The following is an 18,192-nucleotide window of genomic DNA, read 5'->3' on the forward strand; positions in this document are numbered from 1 at the left end:
CATGAAGGTCATCGTCATCGGCGCCGGCGTCGGCGGCACCTCCGCCGCCCTGGCCCTGCAGAAGCTCGGACACGAGGTCGTCGTGTACGACCGCATGCGCGAGAACCGCCCCGTCGGCGCGGCGCTGTCGCTGTGGTCCAACGGCGTGAAGGTGCTCAACTGGCTTGGCCTCGGCGCCCAGGTGGCAGCCCTCGGCGGCCGCATGGACGACATGGCCTACTACGACGGCCACACCGGCGACGAGATGTGCCGCTTCAGCCTCGCCCCCGTGACCGCGCAGACCGGGCAGCGCCCCTACCCCGTGGCGCGCGCCGATCTGCAGCAGTTGATGATGGATGCCGTGGGCGCCGAGAACATCCGGCTCGGCCGCCAGCTGACCGGGGTCTCCGAGGCAGACGGGGTCGTCACCGCGACCTTCGCCGACGGCTCCATCGACACCGCTGACCTTCTCATCGGCGCCGACGGCGCCCGCTCGATCGTGCGCGATCACGTGACCGAGCCCGCTGGCATCCGTCCCGAGCGCCGGTACTCCGGGTACGTCAACTACAACGGTCTCGTCGCGGCCGACCCGCGCATCGGCCCGCTGGATCAGTGGACCACCTACGTCGGCGACGGCAAGCGCTGCGCCGTCATGCCCGTCGCCGGCGACCGCTTCTATTTCTTCGTCGACGTGCCCGGGCCCTCGGGTGTCACCGAAGACCGCATGGCCGCCCTTGAGCACGCGTTCGGCTCGTGGGGCGCCCCCGGCGTGCGCGCTCTGCTCGACGGCATCGACCCCGACGAGTCGCTCAACCGCGTGGAGATCTGGGACATCGACCCCTTCGACACCTGGGTGCGCGGGCGTGTGGCGATCCTCGGCGACGCCGCGCACAACACCGCCCCCGACATCGGTCAGGGCGCGTGCTCGGCGCTCGAAGACAGCTTCGCCCTCGGCATCGTCTTCGCGACCTCGACTCTCGGCGTCGAGGACTCGCTGAAGCGCTACGAGCGCATCCGCACCGAGCGTGCGGGCGACCTGGTGCTGCGCGCCCGCAAACGCGCGCACGAAACGCACGCGTTCGACGTGGACACGACCCAGGCCTGGTACGACGGCCTGCGCCGCGAAGACGGCACCGGCGTCATCCGCGGCATCGTGGGCAACATCGACGGCAGCCCGGTCGAGCTCGGCGCCAGCGTCCTGGGCTGAGCGCGGCCGTCACGCGCCGCGTGGGCGGTACACAACTCCGGTGATTCCGGATGCCGACCCCTCCGCGACCGCGGAAGACCACGGCATCCGCCCACGACCCCGGCCGACGTTCCGGAGTCGTGCACGCGCGCGCGGCCCGCGGGCCAGGGCGGCTCAGACGTTCGAGACCTCGTTCAGGTCGCCCGAGCCGTGCACAACTCCGGTGATTCCGAATGCCGACCCCTCCGCGACCGCGGAAGACCGCGGCATCCGCCCACGACCCCGGCCGACGTTCCGGAGTTGTGCACGCGGGCGCGGCCCGCGGGCCGGCCGGCCTCAGACGTGGAAGACCGAGTGCAGGTCGCCGCCGAGGGCCTCGCGACCGCCGAGGCCGTCGATCTCGAGCAGGGTCGCGATGCCGACGACCTCGCTGCCGACGGCTCGCAGCAGGTCGCGGCCGGCTCGGAGCGTGCCGCCCGTGGCGAGCACGTCGTCGAGCAGCAGCACGCGCGCGCCCGCGGCGTTGTCGTCGTGCATCTCGATCTGCGCCGAGCCGTACTCGAGGTCGTACGACATCGAGGCCGCGGGTCGGGGCAGCTTGCCCGCCTTGCGGATCGGCATGAGGCCCACGTTCGCCGCGATCGCCGCCGCGCCCGCGAGCAGGAACCCGCGCGCCTCGACACCGGCGACCGCGTCGAAGCGACCGACGAACGGCTCGATCAGCGCGTCGACGACGGTCCGCAGGGCCGCGGCGTCGGTGAGCAGCGGAGTGATGTCACGGAAGACGATTCCGGGCTTGGGGTAGTCGGGGATGCTCGTGATGAGCGATTCAGCGCGGGCGAGGGCAGTGGCGTCGGGCACCCGTCCAGCCTACGCGCGCGGTAGACCCTGCCCGCGGGCGAGTCCAGGCGCCTCAGAACTCGACACGGCGCCCGAGCCGGCCGGCGATCGCGTCGTCGACGGCGGTGCGGATGACGCGCGCCTTGTCTCTCCGCCGCGTCACGACCATACACACGAGGCACAGCGCGGCGAAGAGGGCACCGTTGAGCACGCGGGCGCGCGACCAGCGCTTGCCGATCCGCAGCTCGCGGTGCACCCGGTTGCGCAGCGAGTAATACAGCAGCGCGTCGTTGGTCGAGCGGAACATCGCCAGCACCTCGAAGCCGGGCGGCATCCACCGCTCGCCGCGCGGGTCGACGACCACCGCACGCGGGGTCAGCACGATGCGCCCGCCCGCCGCGACGATGCGCGAGGTGTACTCCAGATCGTCGCCGTAGAGCACGAGGTCGGCATCCGGATCACCGATGGCCCGCGTCGCCGCGATGCGCATCAGCAGTCCGCCATAGGGCGCGTAGGGCAGATCGCCACCCGTCCGCTGCACCGCACGGCGCAGGCCGAGTCGCTCGAGGGCGCGCCGCGCGAACAGGCCCGCCTCGACCCCCGCGAACGATCGGCTCGCCTCGGGCTGTTCGCGCGAGAGCTCCGACGCGATCGTCTCGGCCACCTCGTCGGGGTCGGCCGAGGGAGCGCGCACGGGCGCCACCGCGCACGGCATCGTGCCCGCGTCCCACAACCGGCGCTCCTCGGCGATGAGGCTGTCGAGCGCGCCCGGTTCGGGGAGGTTGTCGTCGTCGAGGAGCCACACGTACTCGGCCCCCGCCTCGCGGGCGAGGGCGATCGCGAGACCGAACGCCGGGGCCGAGCCCTCGTTGCGGTCGAGACGGTGGCAAAGAACACGGGGCTCGTACTCGGCGACGAGTTCGCGCAGCTCTCGCTGGGCGTCGGGGGTGGACCCGTTGTCGACGACGATCACCCTCTCGACCCCCTGCGCGAGCAGGGCTTCGACCGTGGCGCGGCACGAGCGCGCTCGTGAGGCGTAGGTGACGGTGGCGCCGACCACCGACGGACGGACGATGGTGGCTGCCTCAGCAGTCGGGTGCGACGTCACGAGCCGTAGACCTCCGCGAGCGAACGTTCGAACTGGGCCGCGGAGAACTCCGCACGCGCCGCCGCGCGCACGCCGCGGGCGGCGGCGCGGGCGGCCGCAGGGTCGTCGAGCACGGCGATCACCCCGCGGGCGAGGGCGTCAGCCTCATCCGCGACGGCGAAGACGTGGAGGCGGTCGTCGACGATCCCCTCGACCCCGACTGTCGTCGACACGACGGGGATGCCGCGCACCATGGCCTCGACGGTCTTGAACTTGACCCCCGCTCCCGAACGCAGCGGAACGAGCACCGCGGCGGCATCCGCGTAATACGGATCGAGGGTTTCGACCCGACCGGTCACCTCGACGGCGTCGAGGTCTGCGGCCAGCTCGTGCATGCGCGGGGTGGGATTGGCCCCGGCGAAGACGAACCGCACCCGGGGGTGACGAGCCCGGACGATCGGGAGGATCTCGGTGGCCGCCCACTCCGCCGCATCGGCGTTGACCGAGCGATCGAACGCGCCGACGAACAGCACGACCGGTGCCGTCGTGGTGCCGGGGTCTGCGTGCTCCGCCGACTCGACACCGGCGAGGGGCGGTCGCACGACGCGCGCCGGGGCCGCAGCGCCCGCGCAGCGATGGATGACGTCGACGTCCTTCGCACTGAAGGTGACGGCGACATCGGCCTTCGAGTACACGCGGCGTTCGTCGCGGGCGACGATGAATCGCCGCCACCGGGCGAGAAGGCGCTGCGGCAAGGGGGCTGCGGCGCTCGCCTCGAAGAAGCGCTCGTAGCTCTGCGACAGCACGTCGTGCACGACGACGACGTGGCGCGCGGACGGAGCCGGCAGGTGCGCGGCGAGCCATGCGGTCTCGGTCCACTGATACTCGACGACGTCGGCCGTCTCGACGAGGCGCCGCGCCACCGTCGACGCCGAGAACGCCCGGCGGATCCGCGCGACAGGACGGACGGGGAACAGGCGCGCCTGCTGCTTGTCGGAGAAGTCCGCGAGGCGCCGGCCGAGCGGAGTCGACACGGCGAGCAGCTCGACGCGGAACTCGTTGCGCAGGGCCAGGCGTCCCACGCGATTGTCGGGGCTGTCCGGCGCGAGGATCGTGATGCGGTGCCCGAGCGCGGCGAGCGCGCGCAGGTGCCGGAGGTAGTACTGGCCCCCCGCGTGCGGCACGCCGTCGAAGGGGACCATCGGGGTCACGCTGACGATGCGCGCAGACACCGTCTCTTGCTCGACTTTCGGCTGGGCGTACACGGGACCCACTGTGGTGAGCGGCGCGGGCGACCCGCGCTCGAGCCGCTCCCCGCCATGGCTCGTTAAGGACGACCCCCGAACGGGTGAGGTTCCGGTCGAACCTCGCGCCGCCCGCGTCCTCGCCGCGGTCCATGGCGATCGCCCCCGCGTAACGTCCGTCGCGTTCGGATGCGACCGGAGGGGATGTCCGCGTGAAGATCACCCACGTGCAGAGCACCTTCGTCGCCCCGCTCGGAGGCGCCGAGTCGTACGTGCTCGCCCTGGCCGCAGCGCAAGCACGACAAGGCGACTGCGTCGAGATCGTCACCGCCTGGACCGACCCCGAAACGGTCGCGCGGGCCCGCCGCTCCGGCGTCGTCGTGCGGCAGCTGCCGGTGCGGCGCCCGTACCGCCCCGACGAGCACGGCGCGACGGTGACGGCGCGCGTGGCCTTCCACGCGCTCGACCTGTGGGGGGCGTTCGTCGTGCCCCGCTCCTTGCGGCGCGTGCAGAGACCCGACCGGGTGGTGCACGTGCACCGCTTCCAGGGCGTCGGGTCGGCGATCCTGCGCGCGCAGGCGGCTCCGGTCGTGCACACCGCCCACGATTACTGCCTCGTCGACACGACCTCGACCAGCGTCCGCCACGGGATCGAGCAGTCGCGGTTGGGCCTCGTTCAACGCCTCCGCGCGCGCGTGCTGTGGCGCTCCGCCCGCCGTGCCGATGTTGTCGTCTTCCCCAGCGTGCGCACGCGCCGGCGGCACGCCGCCCTGGGCCTCGCCCTCGAGGAGATCGACGCCCGCGTCGTGCCGCACGGCTGGATCGCCGCGGCGCACCCGGAGGATCGACAGCCCTCGGCGCACCCGCGCTTCGTGTTCCTCGGCAAGCTGCAGAAGGAGAAGGGCATCGAGACCCTGCTGCGGGCGTGGGAGCAGGCCGGCATCGACGGCGAGTTGGTCATCGCCGGAGACGGCCCGCTGCGCGCGGTCGTCGAGAAGGCCGTCGGAGAGACGGTGAGCTACGTCGGCTGGGCGGACGACGCCCGCAAAGCGGCGCTGCTGTCGACCGCTACCGCCCTGGTGTTCCCCTCGCAGTGGCCCGAGACCTTCGGCCTGGTCATCGCGGAGAGCCTGCTCGCGGGGTGCCCGGTGATCGCGACGCCCGACGCGGCCGGCTCTCTCGTGGTCGACGGGGTCAACGGCGTCGTGAGCGCGTCGTCGAGCGCGGAGGCCCTCGCCGCGGCGCTCGAGCGCGTCGCCCTCGACGCGCGCCTGCGCGCCACGCTGACCGATGGGGCGCGGGCGAGCGCCGCCGACCTCGACTTCGACACGCATCTGTCCCGGATCACCCGCGTCTACACCGACGCGATCGCGCACTTCGACCGGTCGCGCCGCGGACTCTGACCTCGGCACGGCACGTCGCCTCATCATTCAACTCACCCGCGCTCAACGGATCCTCACCCCACCGCCCCGTGGCCGACGTTCGAGCGGGAGCCCGTTGACGCGAATGCAAGCGCTTGCACTAACGTGGTCGTCATGACTTTCACGCAGGAAGACGCGCGCGCCGAGCTCGTCGCCGCTCCCGGATCCGAGTGGTGGCGCACCGCCGTCATCTACCAGATCTACCCCCGCTCGTTCGCGGACGCCTCGGGCGACGGTCTCGGCGACTTGCCCGGTGTCACCGCGCACCTCGACGACCTGCAGGACCTGGGAGTCGACGCCATCTGGCTGAGCCCCTTCCAGCGGTCGCCGCAGAAGGACGCGGGCTACGACGTAGCCGACTACCGCGACGTCGACCCGATCTTCGGCACCCTCGCCGACTTCGACGCGATGCTCGCGGGTGCGCACGAGCGCGGCATCCGGGTCATCGTCGACCTGGTGCCCAATCACTCGAGCGATCAGCACGTGTGGTTCCAGGAAGCGCTGAAGGCCGCCCCCGGCAGCCCCGAGCGGGCGCGCTACATCTTCCGCGACGGCAAGGGTGAGAACGGCGAGCTGCCCCCGAACAACTGGGAGAGCGTCTTCGGCGGCGGCATGTGGAAGCGCGTGACCGAGGCCGACGGCACCCCCGGCCAGTGGTACCTGCACATCTTCGACGAGAGCCAGCCCGACTTCGACTGGACCAACGACGAGGTGCGCGCGGAGTTCCGCGACATCCTGCGCTTCTGGCTCGACCGCGGGGTCGACGGCTTCCGCGTCGACGTGGCGCACGGCCTCATCAAGGCCGAAGGCCTGCCCGACTACACGCCCGATCCCGACGCGGGGTCGATGGGCGGCGACGCCGACGCCGTCCCCTACTGGGGTCAGCCGGGCGTGCACGAGGTGTGGCGCGAGTGGCACGAGGTGCTCGCCGCGTACGACGGCGACCGCGCCCTGTGCGCCGAGGCATGGCTGCCCACCGTCGCCGAGACGGCGCTGTGGGTGCGACCCGACGAGATGCACCAGGCGTTCAACTTCCACTACCTCGAGACCGCCTGGGACGCACCGGCCCTGCGCGCGGTCATCACCGACTCGCTCGACGAGTACGGCGCCGTCGGCGCCCCCAGCACCTGGGTGCTGTCGAATCACGACGTCGTGCGCCACGCCTCGCGCCTCGCGCTGACGGCCGAGAACCCGCAGGGTGCGGGCATCGGCCCGAAGTCGCCCGGCAAGCCCGACCCCGTGAAGGGCCTGCACCGCGCCCGCGCCGCGACCTCGCTCATGCTGGCGCTCCCGGGCTCGTCGTACCTGTACCAGGGCGAGGAGCTGGGTCTGCCCGAGGTCATCGACCTGCCCGACGACGCACGGCAGGACCCGACCTGGTTCCGCACGAACGGCGAGCGCTACGGGCGCGACGGATGCCGCGTGCCGATCCCCTGGACCGCCGATGGCCCCGCCTACGGATTCAACGACACGGGCGAGTCATGGCTGCCGCAGCCCACGGAGTGGGCCGACCTCGCGCGCGACGTGCAGGTCGACGACCCCTCGTCGACGCTGACGCTGTACCGGTCGCTGCTGGCCGAGCGCCGCGCGCGCAACCTGGGCGCGGGCGAGCTCGCGTGGGTCGAGGGCTTCGGCGACGACGTGGTGGCGTTCCGCAACGGCTCGCTCCTGGTGGTGGCGAACCTCGGCGATGCCGCTGTCGAGCTGCCCGCGGGCGAGGTGCTCATCGCGAGCGGACCGCTCGACGGCGACACCCTGCCCACCGACACGACCGTCTGGATCGCGGCGGCCTGAGCCGCGGCATCCGCCGGTATTCGACGAGAGCACACGAGACCGTGGTCGGCATCGACGACGTCGCCCGCGTGGCGGGGGTGTCGACGGCCACGGTCTCGCGTGCGTTGAGCGGACGGGGGCCGGTGTCGGCGGCGACCCGCGAGCGCGTGATGGTCGCCGCGGAGAGCCTGGGGTACGTCGTGTCGGCGGCCGCCTCGAGCCTGGCGTCAGGACGCGCGCGGGCCGTCGGCGTGGTCGTGCCGTTCCTCGACCGCTGGTTCTTCAGCACCGTGCTCGCGGGCATCTCCGACGGGCTCGTCCGCCACGGCTACGACATCACCCTGTACAGCGTCGGCGTGGACCGCGACGAGCGGCGACGCGTCTTCGACGACCACGTGCGACGGCGCCGGATCGACGCCGTCATCACGATCGCCCTGGAGTCGGACGCCGAGGAATCGGCGTCGCTGCGCCGGCTGGGCGTGCCGATCGTCGCGATCGCCGGGCCCAACCCCCTGCTGACGACGTTGACCGTCGACGATCTCGCCGTCGGCCGACTCGCCACCGCGCACCTGCTCGCGCTGGGGCATCGCCGGGTGGCGCACATCGGGGCGGATGCCGCGACGGCGGCCGGATCGACGGTGCCGGCCCTGCGACGACGGGGATTCGAAGAGGCGCTGGCCGAAGAGGGCGTCGCGGACGCACCGGTCTACCCGGCCGACTTCACGATCGAGGGCGGTTCCGCCGCCGCCGCGCGCGCCCTCGACGCGGAGCAGCGCCCCACGGCACTGTTCGCGGCCTCGGACGAGATGGCCATCGGCGCGATCCTCGCCGCGCGCGAGAAGGGCCTGCGGGTGCCCGACGACGTCTCGATCATCGGCGTCGACGGCCACGAGCTCGGCCGGTGGTTCGGCCTGACCACCGTCGACCAGTTCGCCCGCGGCCAGGGCGAGCGGGCTGCCGCCGCCGTGCTGGCGGAACTCGACGGCGCTGAGCCCGCACGCGGACTCGGAACGCTGCCGTTCGAGCTCGTCGAACGCGGCTCGACGGCCCCGCCGCCCGCCTGACCGCCTCGCCGCCGGGGGCGAGAGCCCGGGTCAGCGCGCCGAGCCCTCGAGCGAACCCGTGACCTCACCCGCGGGGTCGTAAAGGATGCACGAGATGCTGCGGTCTCCGTCGGACCAGGTCTGCTCGGTCGGACCGACGTACTCCCAGTCGAGGGTCGAATCACCGTACGGAACGCCGACGAAGCTTTCGAACTCCGCGTCGCAGCCCTCGAACGCCGCGTTCCCGAGGGCATCGTCACCGGGGAAAGCCCCGTCGGCCACGGCGAAAGTCGAGTAGACCTCGTAGGTGTGCGGGCCTGCGCAGTCGACGAAGCTGTCGTCCGCGATCACGCCGCTCGCCAGACCGTCGAGACATTCGCCGACGAAAAGGGCGTACGGGTCGTCGGCCGAAGGGTCGCTCGGCGTGATCTCCACGCCGCCACCGCTCGCCGACGGCACCGGCGGGGCGAACGGGTCGGTCGACGAACCGGACTCGCCGGACGCCGCCGTCGCGCCGACGAACACCGAGAAGACGAAGAGCCCGATCGCCGCGAGGATGAACAGCACCGTCAGCACAGAGCCGGCGATGATGCCGCCGATCGCGAGCCCGCGCCCCTTCTCGCCCGTGCGCTTGACCTGGGCGAGCGCCACCGCGCCCGCCACGATGCCGCCGATCGGGAAGAGGAAGCCGAGGATGATCGCCACGATCGCGACGACGTTCGTGCGGCCCGACGCCGGCGGAGCCGGGTAGGGCGCGAGGTACGTGCCGTCTGCGGCCGTCGCCTGCGCGGCACCCGGGTAGCCCTGCGCTGCGCCGGGGTAACCCTGCGCACCGGGGGCGTACGGCGGCGGGACGGGAGAGGTCGCGGCATCCGCCCCCGATGGCCCGGGAGGAGCGACGGGCGGAACGCCGACCAGCTGACCCCGCTCGGCGAGCCGGACCCCCGCGGAGTGCGCGGCCTCGCGAACCACATCACCTGCCTTGACGGCGCCGATCGCCCCGCCCTTGAAGAATCCGCCTGCCGCGGAGTGCTCGAAGCTCGCAAGGGTGCCCTCGGGCGCCCCCGAGAAGTGCACGTCGAATCGCACGTGCATGTCCTGGCCCGCGAAGGCGCCGGCCACGAGCGTCGTGCCGAGGCTCCCGCGCGAGACGTCGAGGGATCCGGATGCCGTGGGGGTCACCGTGAAACCGAGGTCGGTCAGCGCGGCGGACAGCGCGTCGCGCGCCTGGTCCACGGACAGGGGAAGACGCAGTTCAGCGGTCGCCATGAGTGCTCCTGGATGCAGTGCACGCTGGGAGAACCCCCAGCGTGCGTCCAGGTTAGACCCGGCCGGACAGCACGCACATCGGGCCGCGTCGCGGCCATACGGGCGAAGGTCGGGGGCGAACGCGCAACGCAGTCGCCCGGACCGGCCGCGACGAGCGGGACCGGTCCGGGCCGACGGTCTCAGCGGATGCGACCCACGAGGTCGTCGCGCGTGAGGGTCTCGGCCTCGGCCAGCACCGCGCGCGCCGCGTCGCGGGCGTCTTCGACGTTCCACAGCAGCACGCCCACGACGCGGTCGTCGTCGAGGTAGTAGACGACGCCGTGATCGGCATCCGTCCAGTCCTCGACCGTGTCGAGGGAGGAGTCGAGCGTGCCCACGGCTTCGTAGCGGACGCCGAAGACGGCGGAGTAGTAGTACGGCGTGTGCGTGTAGGCCTCGGCGGCGCCCGCGAGGTTGCGGCCCGCGGCCTTGCCCTGCTCGTTGGCGTTGTCGACGTGCTCGACGCGACGGCGGCCGAGGATCCGGTCGGGGTAGCTCGCCACGTCACCCGCCGCGAAGACGTCGTCGACCGAGGCACGCAGCTGCGCGTCGACCACGATGCCGTCGTCGACGGTCAGACCCGCCTGCTCGGCCAGGTCGGTGGCCACCTCGATGCCGAGCCCGCTGACCACGGCATCCGCCCGCACCTCGTCGCCGTTCTCGAGCTGAAGGCGCACGCCGTCGGCATCCGCCTGTCCGCCCTCGACCTTGGACCCGGCGACGATCTCGACGCCCGCGTCGCGGAAGAGCTTCTCGAAACGATCGGCGAGCGCCGGCGGGAACATCGAATCACCCAGCACGGCGCCGGTGTGCACGAGCACCGTGTCGACGTCGTTCTGCACGAGAGCGGCCGCGAGTTCGGAGCCGATGTAGCCCCCGCCGACCACGACGATGCGGTCGAGGTCTTTCGCGAGCGAGCGCAGGCGCCGGTAGTCCTCGGCCGTGCGGAACGACAGGACCCGCCCGCCGTCCGTGCGGTCGTCGACCGGCAGCGGGACGGGCTTGCCGCCGGTGGCGACGAGGAGCTTGCCGTACGAGAAGGTCTCGCCGTCGGCGTCGACCTCGTGCGCGTCGGGACGGATCGCCGTCGCGCGCGTCTGCAGACGGATGTCGGCGCCGGTGTCGTCGGCGGTGCCGAGCGGCACCTTGTCCCACGTGAACTCGTCGTCGGTCCACAGCTTCTTGCTCAGCGCGGGGCGCGTGTAGGGCTCGTCGACGTCGTCGCTCAGGATGCCGATGGAGCCGTCGGCGTCGATCTCGCGGATGCCGCGGGAGGCGGTGTCGGCGACCATTCCGCCGCCGACGATGAGGTAGTCGAAGTGTGTGGTGGTCATGCCGAAAGCGTGGTCGCCCGAGCTGACCGGAGCGGACGGGTTGCGAGGGTCCGCGGCATCCGGTAGCGGCGGGTGGGATTCCTCAGCGTGCAGGTGAAATCTAAGAAATAAGCTAGAGAGAGGGGAGAGAAAGATAGATTGTCGCGATGCTTCCTGAACTGAATCCGTTCCGGCCCGGCGCGGGGGTCCGGCCGCCGGAACTCGTTGGTCGGCAGAACGAGATCGACCTCGTGGACCTGATGGTCGCCAAGAATCGCGCGCGACGCAACGACGGCGGGCTTATCACTTACGGACTTCGAGGCGTCGGCAAGACGGTTCTTCTCAACGAGCTCCATCGCAACGTAGATCGAGCAGGGTGGGTCACCGTGCAATTCGAAGCGCGGCCCGGCTCGGCGGGGAAGCTCGTCTCGCGCCAGTCCCTCGCCCGTGGTGTCGCGATGGCAGGGCGACGCATGGCACGATTTCGGACCGCGGTTGCGGAAGTACGAGCAGCGGTCTCCACCGTCTCCTCATTCGCTCTCACCGTCGCTGGCGTGTCTCTCAACCTCGGCGTCGAGCCATCCGACCACCGCGCGAACTCCGGGCTGATGGAGGTGGACCTCGAAGAGGTGGTCGCTGACCTCGCACTCCCTCTTCAGAAGAACCAGAGCGCACTCGCGATCTTCGTGGATGAGATGCAGGATCTCGATCAGGACCTGCTGACGGCTCTCCTGGCCGTTCAGCACAAAGCAGCGCAGTCCGATTGGCCGTTCTTCGTCATCGGAGCGGGATTGCCGACTTTGCGGCGAACTCTGGCCGAAGCCCGCCCATACTCCGAACGCTTCGCCCTCCATGAGGTGGGGGCGCTGACGAGGGCGTCGGCAAAGAAGGCGATCGTTCGACCCGCTGGTCAACTGGGGGTCGCGTTCGCTGAAGACGCCGTCGACGCGATAGTCGACGAGGCGCAGGGTTACCCGTTCTTCTTGCAGACGTACGGCAAGGCGGTCTGGGACCTCACACCGGATCGGCACATCGACCTCGAGGTCGCCGGAGCGGGGATCGCCGAAGGGAACGCCGACCTCGACCAGAAATTCTTTCCTGCGAGGTGGGATCGGACGACCGCTGCCGAGCGACAGTACCTTCGGGCCATCGTCGATGTCGGCGGCAGTGTGGCGAGTACATCGGCCGTTGCCGAACACATCGGAGTCATCCCGTCCGCTCTCAGCCCGGCGCGCCAGTCGTTGATCGAGAAGGGGATTATCTACGCGGAACGGCGTGGATACGTCGGCTTCACCGTCCCCAACATGGACCGCTTCATCGTCCGCCAGGTCCAGCTTGTCGACTGACCGACTCTACGCACGGCTGAGTAGGCTCGGGGCATGAGCGTCGACCTCGAAAGCCTCTACACCGACCTGCACGCCCACCCCGAGCTGTCGTTCCAGGAGACGCGGACGGCGGGCATCATCGCCCGCCACCTCGCCGACCTGGGCCTCGAGGTCGAAGAGGGAGTGGGCCGCACCGGTGTGGTCACGAGGATCGACAACGGCGACGGACCCGTCGTGTGGCTGCGTGCCGACATGGACGGCCTCCCCGTCGAAGAGCAGACCGGCCTCGCCTACGCCAGCACGGCGCGCGGCACCGATCCGGCCGGCAACGCCGTTCCGGTGATGCACGCGTGCGGCCACGACATGCACGTCACCGCGCTGATCGGCGCGCTCGAGCGACTCGTCGCGACCACCGACGAGTGGTCGGGAACCGTGGTCGCCGTTTTCCAGCCGGCCGAGGAGTACGGCGCGGGTTCGAAGGCGATGATCGCCGACGGCGTGCTCGAGCGGTACCCCAAGCCCGACATCGTGCTCGGCCAGCACGTCACGCCCCTGCCCGCCGGCGTCATCGGCGTGCGCCCGGGAACGCAGATGGCGGCCTCCGACGGCCTCACCGTGATGCTCTACGGCCGCGGCGGCCACGGTTCGCGCCCGCACTCCACGATCGACCCGGTCGTCATGGCGGCCGCGACCGTCATGCGCCTGCAGACCGTCGTCTCGCGCGAGGTCGACCCGCGCGACGTCGCCGTCGTGACCGTCGGCTCGATCCACGCCGGGCTGAAGAACAACATCATCCCCGCCGAGGCGAAGCTCGAGCTGAGCCTGCGCTACCCCGACGACGCGGCCCGCGAGCGCGTGATGACGAAGGTCGAGCGCATCATCCGCGCCGAGGCCGCGGCATCCGGAGCCGAGAAAGAACCCGTCATCACGACCGACCACACCCTGCCGCCCACGATCAACGACGCGGATGCCACGGCCCGCCTCACCGAGGCGTTCCGGCGTTCGTTCGGCGAGGGCTCTGTCGTCGACCCCGGCATGTTCACCGGCAGTGAAGACGTGTCGTGGTTCGCGCGCGAGTCGGGTGCCCCGCTGGTGTTCTGGTTCTGGGGAGGCGTCGACCCGCAGACCTTCGCCGACGCCCTCGCCGGCGGCACGATCGAGCGCGACATCCCGACGAACCACTCCCCCTTCTTCGCGCCGGTGATGCAGCCGACGATCGACCGCGGCGTGGAGAACCTCGTCGTGGCGGCGCGGGAGTTCTTGGGCTGAGGCGGGCCGCAGGCATGACGGGCGCGCCCGCTCGATCGATCGCGGTCGGGCGGGCGCGGCGTGGATGCTCGCGGCGCCCGGGCCCTCACTCCTGCGCGTATGTCGCCAGACGCATGGTGGCCGTCGCGCTGTGGGCCGCCATGCCCTCGGAGTCGGAGATCGTCTGCACGGCCTCGGCCAGATCGGGCGTGGCCTCTCGGCTGATCCGCTGGTAGGTCAGCGGCTTGACGAAGCGCGACACCGACAGGCCGGCACTGTGCTTGGCTCCTCCCGCAGTGGGCAGCACGTGATTCGTTCCCGCCATGCCCTTGTCGGAGTAGGCGACGGTGCTCCACGGACCGAGGAAGATCGACCCGTAGTTGCGCAGGTTGTCGTGGTACCACCCGTCGTCGATCGTGATCACTTCGAGGTGCTCGGGGGCCAGATCATCCATGAGGGCGACCGCCGTCTCGCGGTCGGCGGCGACCGTGACGGTTCCGAAGTCGCGCCATGCAGGGCCCGCGATGGGCTCCGTCGCCAGGGTCTCGAGCTGGCGCTCGACCGCGGCGATGACGGCGCGGCCATGCTCCTCCGACGTCGTGACGAGCGCCGCCGGGGAGTTGGGGCCGTGCTCGGCCTGACCGAGCAGGTCGGCCGCCACGATCTCGGGGTCGGCGCTGTCGTCTGAGAGCACCGCCACCTCGGAGGGACCGGCCAGCAGGTCGATGGCGACGGTCCCGAACAGCTGACGCTTGGCCTCCGCCACGAAGGCGTTGCCGGCCCCCACGAGCATGTCCACGGGGAGGTCGCCGAGGAGCCCGTAGGCCATCGCCGCGAGCGCCTGAACGCCGCCGAGGACGAAGACCCGGTCGACACCCGAAAGGTGGGCGGCGTAGACGACGGCGTCGTTCGCGCCCCCGTCGGGCTGCGGCGGCGTGCAGGCGATGACCGTGGGCACTCCCGCGGCCTTCGCGACGCCGACCGTCATGAAGGCGCTGGCCGTCAGGGGGAAGCGCCCGGCGGGCAGGTAAGCGCCCACCCGGGACACCGGCACGTAACGCACCCCGGTGGTGAGTCCCGGCACGAGCTCGGTCTCGAAATCGTGCAGCCGACCGCGCTGCTCGGCGGCGAACGCCTTCGTGCGTTCCGATCCGAGTTCGATCGCTGCGCGGAGATCGGGGGCGAGACGGTCTCCGCTGGAGGCGATCTGCGCGCTCGACAGCTCGATGTCACCGCCCTCGTACCGGTCGAGGGTGCGCGCGTAGTCGAGAACCGCATCGAGACCGCGCCCCTGGATGTCGGCGAGCATCTTCGAGACCGTCGAGATGACGGCCGGATCGCGCTGGGCGGCGGGAGCGTCGACGAGCGGCGTCTTGAGGTGGTGGAAGGAACCGTCGAGTCGCTCGAGGAGCGCGGGAGTGAACTGCATACGGGAACGCTAGAAGATCGCCTGACACCCCACAAGAACGATGGATGCGATGGAAACCACAGGGTTTACCTTTATCTCGTGACGATCACCCAGCTGCGCGCGTTCCTCACCGCGCTCGATCGAGGCTCTTTCACCGCCGCAGCCGCCGAGCTCGACACGAGTCAGGCATCCGTGTCGGAGCTGGTCGCCCGTCTCGAGCGCGAACTCGGTGTGGCGCTCTTCCGCCGTGGCGGGCGCCGCCTGGTGCCGACCGAGTCGGCGCTGGCCCTGCGCGCGCACGCCGAACGGGCCGTCGGCGCCATCGATCACGGCATCGAGACGATGCGCGCGCATAACGCGCTCGAGGCGGGCACCTGCACGTTCGGCGTGCTGCGCAACGCCGCCTACTACGACCTCTCCGAGCTCCTCCAGCGGTTCCACGAGCGCCATCCGGGCGTGCGCGTGCGGATGGTCGGCATCAACTCCGCCCTCGTCGCCCGGTCGATCGCCGCCGGCGAAGTGGAGGCGGGACTCCTGGTCCTGCCCGTCGATGAGACGGGATTGACGATCACTCCCCTCTTCCGCGACGAGGTCGTCTTCGCCTCGGCGCGTGCCGACGCCCCGACCGGGCCGGTCGACCTCGCCGAGGTGGCGGCATCCAAACTCGTGCTGTACGACGCGTACGCGGGGTGGGACGACCCCACCCGTCGGCAGCTGCGGGAGCGAGCCAGCGCGCGCGGCCTCACGCTGGAGCCGGCGATCGAAGTCGAGAACGTCGAGACCGCTCTCGGCCTGGTGTCGTCGGGGACGGCGGACACCATCGTGTCGCGCTCGATCGCCGAGTCGGCGACCTTTCCTGCGGAGATCCGCGTGGAGCCGTTCGCGGAGCCGCTGTGGGACACGATCGCGCTCGCCCGGAGGGAGGGCGCCGACCTCTCGCCCGCCGCAGGACGGTTGGCCGGCATGGCGCAGGAGATGCTTCGCACGCGGATGAGACGGCATCCGGGACGGATCGCACCGGAGTGAACGCCGGGTCAGACGTAGAGGTCGGGCCGACGGTCGCCGAAGAGGTCGTTGTGCGGCGGGAGGGATTTGTCGGAGGGGTGGCGGAGCCTGAGCGTCGCTGAGACGCGATCCGCTCCGTCGGCCGCGTCCGCGGCGACCCACCCGTCATCGTCGATGACGGCCGTCCCTCCCGTCCAGGCCACCCCGCGCTCGGACCCGCGACGGTCGGCGATCACGGTCGCGAGGCGCGAGGATCGAGCCGCGGCCATCGCCTGGATCGTCTCGGGCGCGCGCTCTCCTCCCGGCCGGTCGACGAGCGGCCAGTTGACCGGCAGAGCGAGCACCTCGGCCCCGGCGAGCGCCAGGCGGCGGGGCACCTCAGGGAACTCGTTGTCGTAGCAGATGGCTAGACCGAGCCTTCCGATGGGGGTGTCCACGACAGCGCCGGCCGCATCACCGGCCGCGAAGAACCGCGACTCGGCACCCCACAGATGCGCCTTGCGGTAATCGGCGATGCGCCCGGACCTCGTCAGGACGGCGGCGGTGTTGAAGATGTGCGCCCCCGCGTCTTCCGCGTACCCGACGACCGCGACGACCCCCTCGGGTAGGACGGCGGAGAGCGCTTCCCACAACGGATCGTCGCGGCGGAGAGAGGCGCCGCGGGCTTCCTCCGCGTCGCGGAAGACGTACCCGCTGGTGGCGAGTTCGGGCGCCACCACGAGTTCCGCGCCGGAGGCGACGGCCTCGACCATCGCGACGCGGAGCAGGTCGACGTTCGCCGCGACCTCGCCCACACGGATGGCGGGAGAGATCGCGGCGACCCGGAGTTCGCGTGCGCCGATCAGTCGTCCTCCGTCGCGGTCACCATCACACCGACGGGGGCGAGGTAGCCGTTCGGGTCGATCATCCAATCGGCGTCGCGAGCGGCGTCGACGACTTCGGGAGCCCACTCCAGGTAGACGCGGTCGTCTCCGGAGTTGATGACGAGCAGTTCGCCCGCTCCCGCGTCCCCGGCGTCGATGCAGCGGAAGGTGCGCCATGCGCCGGCCGGGACGGAGAACGAGTCGGACGGGTCGAGTTCGACGGTCGTCGAGGGGTCGCCGTTGAGCGTCACCGTCCACCGGCCGCTCTTGACCAGCACTGCCTGGTTCTTGTCGTGGCGGTGACGAAGAATCCCCTCATCGGCGGCGGCTCGCACCCACGCCATGTTGAAGGAGTGCGGTTCGTGGATGCGGGGCACCTGGCGGCGGTCCTCCGTCATGCCGTAGCCGATCGCGAGGCTCAGCTCCGCCGCGCCGCCCGGAAGGCTCGCGCACAACAGCGCGTTCGCGCTGTAGACCCGGTCGCCCGGCTGGATGACGCGTCCGCGCATCTGCTCGACGGTGAAGGGGGTGAGCTCGTCGATGTAACGCTGCTGGATCGGCTTGATGAGGGCGACGTCCGTGGGCAATTCATCGCCGGCGACGGTGTCGATGAGCTGATTGTCGGCGGTGAGGTGGAGACCGTAGGACTCGGCTTCCTTGAGCACCGACGGACCCCAGATGATGCCTCCGGTCACGTCGCGACCGAGGACGGTCCAGAGGATGCCGTCGTCGGGACCCTCGTTCGTGAAACCACGGAAGATCCATGTGGGGATCGAGATGATGTCCCCATCGGTGCTGACGTACTCCCCCTGTTTGCCGTCGATCCCCCATCGGAGACGGAATTCCCCGCCCAGGTTGACGAAGACTTCCGCGGTGAAGTGGAGGTGCAGGTTGTTGGAGATCCCGTTCGGCATGCCGGCAGCGCCCGTGTTGAAGCCGTGCTCTTCGGTGAGGTTGATGACCTGGCCGGCGTTCTGCGAGACGCCGCCACCGATGAACGCGTAGTTCTGCTTGCGGTCGGAGCCGGGCGTGCGGCAGTCGATGAAGGCGGCGTTGTGCGGAGCCCAATCGCTCTTGCGGATGGTTCGGCGCTCGATCTCCGCTGCGTCGACGACCGTGTCGTGGCTGAGGTGGTCGGTACTCATTGTT

Annotated in this window: 15 protein-coding genes; 7 read left to right on the top strand and 8 right to left on the bottom strand. The window is 71.0% G+C overall.

Going from position 1 to position 18,192, the window contains the following annotated elements; translation table 11 throughout:
* Position 1 precedes the first annotated feature (1 nt).
* On the top strand, positions 2-1,186 hold the full coding sequence (gene hpxO / locus RWH43_RS04815; protein WP_316000810.1) for an FAD-dependent urate hydroxylase HpxO: 1,185 nt from the start codon (positions 2-4) through the stop codon (positions 1,184-1,186).
* 315 nt (positions 1,187-1,501) lie between these two features.
* Here the strand turns inward: hpxO and RWH43_RS04820 are convergent, their stop codons facing one another.
* The 3 genes from RWH43_RS04820 to RWH43_RS04830 are packed head-to-tail and all read right to left on the bottom strand — an operon-like array spanning position 1,502 to position 4,357.
* Positions 1,502-2,026, bottom strand: coding sequence for an adenine phosphoribosyltransferase (locus tag RWH43_RS04820; RefSeq protein ID WP_144830520.1), 525 nt, complete (start codon positions 2,024-2,026; stop codon positions 1,502-1,504).
* Between the two features lie 52 nt (positions 2,027-2,078).
* Complete coding sequence (locus tag RWH43_RS04825) at positions 2,079-3,113, bottom strand: glycosyltransferase (protein WP_316000811.1); 1,035 nt, start codon at positions 3,111-3,113, stop codon at positions 2,079-2,081.
* Positions 3,110-4,357 carry a glycosyltransferase gene (locus RWH43_RS04830; RefSeq protein ID WP_316000812.1) on the bottom strand — a complete coding sequence of 416 codons (1,248 nt, stop codon included), beginning with the start codon at positions 4,355-4,357 and terminating at the stop codon, positions 3,110-3,112. Before RWH43_RS04830 ends, RWH43_RS04825 begins: the two co-directional genes overlap by 4 nt.
* Positions 4,358-4,548: 191 nt before the next feature.
* Between RWH43_RS04830 and RWH43_RS04835 the strand changes: the two genes are divergently transcribed.
* From RWH43_RS04835 to RWH43_RS04845, 3 genes are all read left to right on the top strand, one after another.
* The gene (locus tag RWH43_RS04835) at positions 4,549-5,739 is read left to right on the top strand and encodes a glycosyltransferase (RefSeq protein WP_316000813.1); all 1,191 of its coding nucleotides are present in this window, start codon (positions 4,549-4,551) and stop codon (positions 5,737-5,739) included.
* 132 nt (positions 5,740-5,871) lie between these two features.
* Positions 5,872-7,551, top strand: coding sequence for a glycoside hydrolase family 13 protein (locus tag RWH43_RS04840; protein ID WP_154096909.1), 1,680 nt, complete (start codon positions 5,872-5,874; stop codon positions 7,549-7,551).
* Positions 7,552-7,592: 41 nt separating this feature from the next.
* On the top strand, positions 7,593-8,594 hold the full coding sequence (locus RWH43_RS04845) for a LacI family DNA-binding transcriptional regulator (RefSeq protein WP_144830534.1): 1,002 nt from the start codon (positions 7,593-7,595) through the stop codon (positions 8,592-8,594).
* Positions 8,595-8,624: 30 nt separating this feature from the next.
* Here RWH43_RS04845 and RWH43_RS04850 read toward each other — a convergent pair whose 3' ends face one another.
* Together RWH43_RS04850 and RWH43_RS04855 are read right to left on the bottom strand one after the other, a co-directional pair.
* Positions 8,625-9,842, bottom strand: coding sequence for a DUF4190 domain-containing protein (locus RWH43_RS04850; protein ID WP_316000814.1), 1,218 nt, complete (start codon positions 9,840-9,842; stop codon positions 8,625-8,627).
* Between the two features lie 179 nt (positions 9,843-10,021).
* Positions 10,022-11,215: an NAD(P)/FAD-dependent oxidoreductase gene (locus RWH43_RS04855; RefSeq protein ID WP_154096912.1), complete on the bottom strand. Its 1,194-nt coding sequence runs from the start codon at positions 11,213-11,215 to the stop codon at positions 10,022-10,024.
* A 146-nt stretch (positions 11,216-11,361) separates the two neighbouring features.
* On the opposite strand from RWH43_RS04855, the gene RWH43_RS04860 reads away from it, so the two are divergent.
* Both RWH43_RS04860 and RWH43_RS04865 read left to right on the top strand, forming a co-directional pair.
* Positions 11,362-12,540, top strand: a complete 1,179-nt coding sequence (locus tag RWH43_RS04860) for a DUF8462 domain-containing protein (protein WP_316000815.1) — start codon at positions 11,362-11,364, stop codon at positions 12,538-12,540.
* Positions 12,541-12,573: 33 nt separating this feature from the next.
* Positions 12,574-13,788 (top strand): amidohydrolase, encoded by a 1,215-nt coding sequence (locus tag RWH43_RS04865; protein ID WP_154096914.1) that lies wholly within the window; start codon positions 12,574-12,576, stop codon positions 13,786-13,788.
* Between the two features lie 85 nt (positions 13,789-13,873).
* Here RWH43_RS04865 and hisD read toward each other — a convergent pair whose 3' ends face one another.
* Entirely contained in the window at positions 13,874-15,196 is a 1,323-nt protein-coding gene (gene hisD, locus RWH43_RS04870) for a histidinol dehydrogenase (RefSeq protein WP_154096915.1), read from the bottom strand.
* 78 nt (positions 15,197-15,274) lie between these two features.
* Here hisD and RWH43_RS04875 point away from each other — a divergent pair, with 78 nt between their 5' ends.
* Positions 15,275-16,201: a LysR family transcriptional regulator gene (locus RWH43_RS04875; protein WP_316000816.1), complete on the top strand. Its 927-nt coding sequence runs from the start codon at positions 15,275-15,277 to the stop codon at positions 16,199-16,201.
* Between the two features lie 8 nt (positions 16,202-16,209).
* Here RWH43_RS04875 and RWH43_RS04880 read toward each other — a convergent pair whose 3' ends face one another.
* Positions 16,210-17,130, bottom strand: a complete 921-nt coding sequence (locus RWH43_RS04880) for a nitrilase-related carbon-nitrogen hydrolase (RefSeq protein ID WP_316000817.1) — start codon at positions 17,128-17,130, stop codon at positions 16,210-16,212.
* Positions 17,022-18,188 carry a cupin domain-containing protein gene (locus RWH43_RS04885; RefSeq protein WP_316000818.1) on the bottom strand — a complete coding sequence of 389 codons (1,167 nt, stop codon included), beginning with the start codon at positions 18,186-18,188 and terminating at the stop codon, positions 17,022-17,024. The genes RWH43_RS04880 and RWH43_RS04885 overlap by 109 nt, the downstream gene beginning before the upstream one ends.
* Between the last annotated feature and the right edge of the window lie 4 nt (positions 18,189-18,192).

The organism is Microbacterium algihabitans, from assembly GCF_032464975.1.
Lineage (GTDB): Bacteria > Actinomycetota > Actinomycetes > Actinomycetales > Microbacteriaceae > Microbacterium > Microbacterium algihabitans.

Excerpts from the sequence above, each read along its gene's own strand:
- hpxO (WP_316000810.1), top strand. The coding sequence starts at position 2 with ATGAAGGTCATCGTCATCGGCGCCGGCGTCGGCGGCACCTCCGCCGCC.
- RWH43_RS04840 (WP_154096909.1), top strand. The coding sequence starts at position 5,872 with ATGACTTTCACGCAGGAAGACGCGCGCGCCGAGCTCGTCGCCGCTCCC.
- RWH43_RS04850 (WP_316000814.1), bottom strand. The coding sequence starts at position 9,842 with ATGGCGACCGCTGAACTGCGTCTTCCCCTGTCCGTGGACCAGGCGCGC.
- RWH43_RS04855 (WP_154096912.1), bottom strand. The coding sequence starts at position 11,215 with ATGACCACCACACACTTCGACTACCTCATCGTCGGCGGCGGAATGGTC.
- RWH43_RS04860 (WP_316000815.1), top strand. The coding sequence starts at position 11,362 with ATGCTTCCTGAACTGAATCCGTTCCGGCCCGGCGCGGGGGTCCGGCCG.
- RWH43_RS04865 (WP_154096914.1), top strand. The coding sequence starts at position 12,574 with ATGAGCGTCGACCTCGAAAGCCTCTACACCGACCTGCACGCCCACCCC.
- hisD (WP_154096915.1), bottom strand. The coding sequence starts at position 15,196 with ATGCAGTTCACTCCCGCGCTCCTCGAGCGACTCGACGGTTCCTTCCAC.
- RWH43_RS04885 (WP_316000818.1), bottom strand. The coding sequence starts at position 18,188 with ATGAGTACCGACCACCTCAGCCACGACACGGTCGTCGACGCAGCGGAG.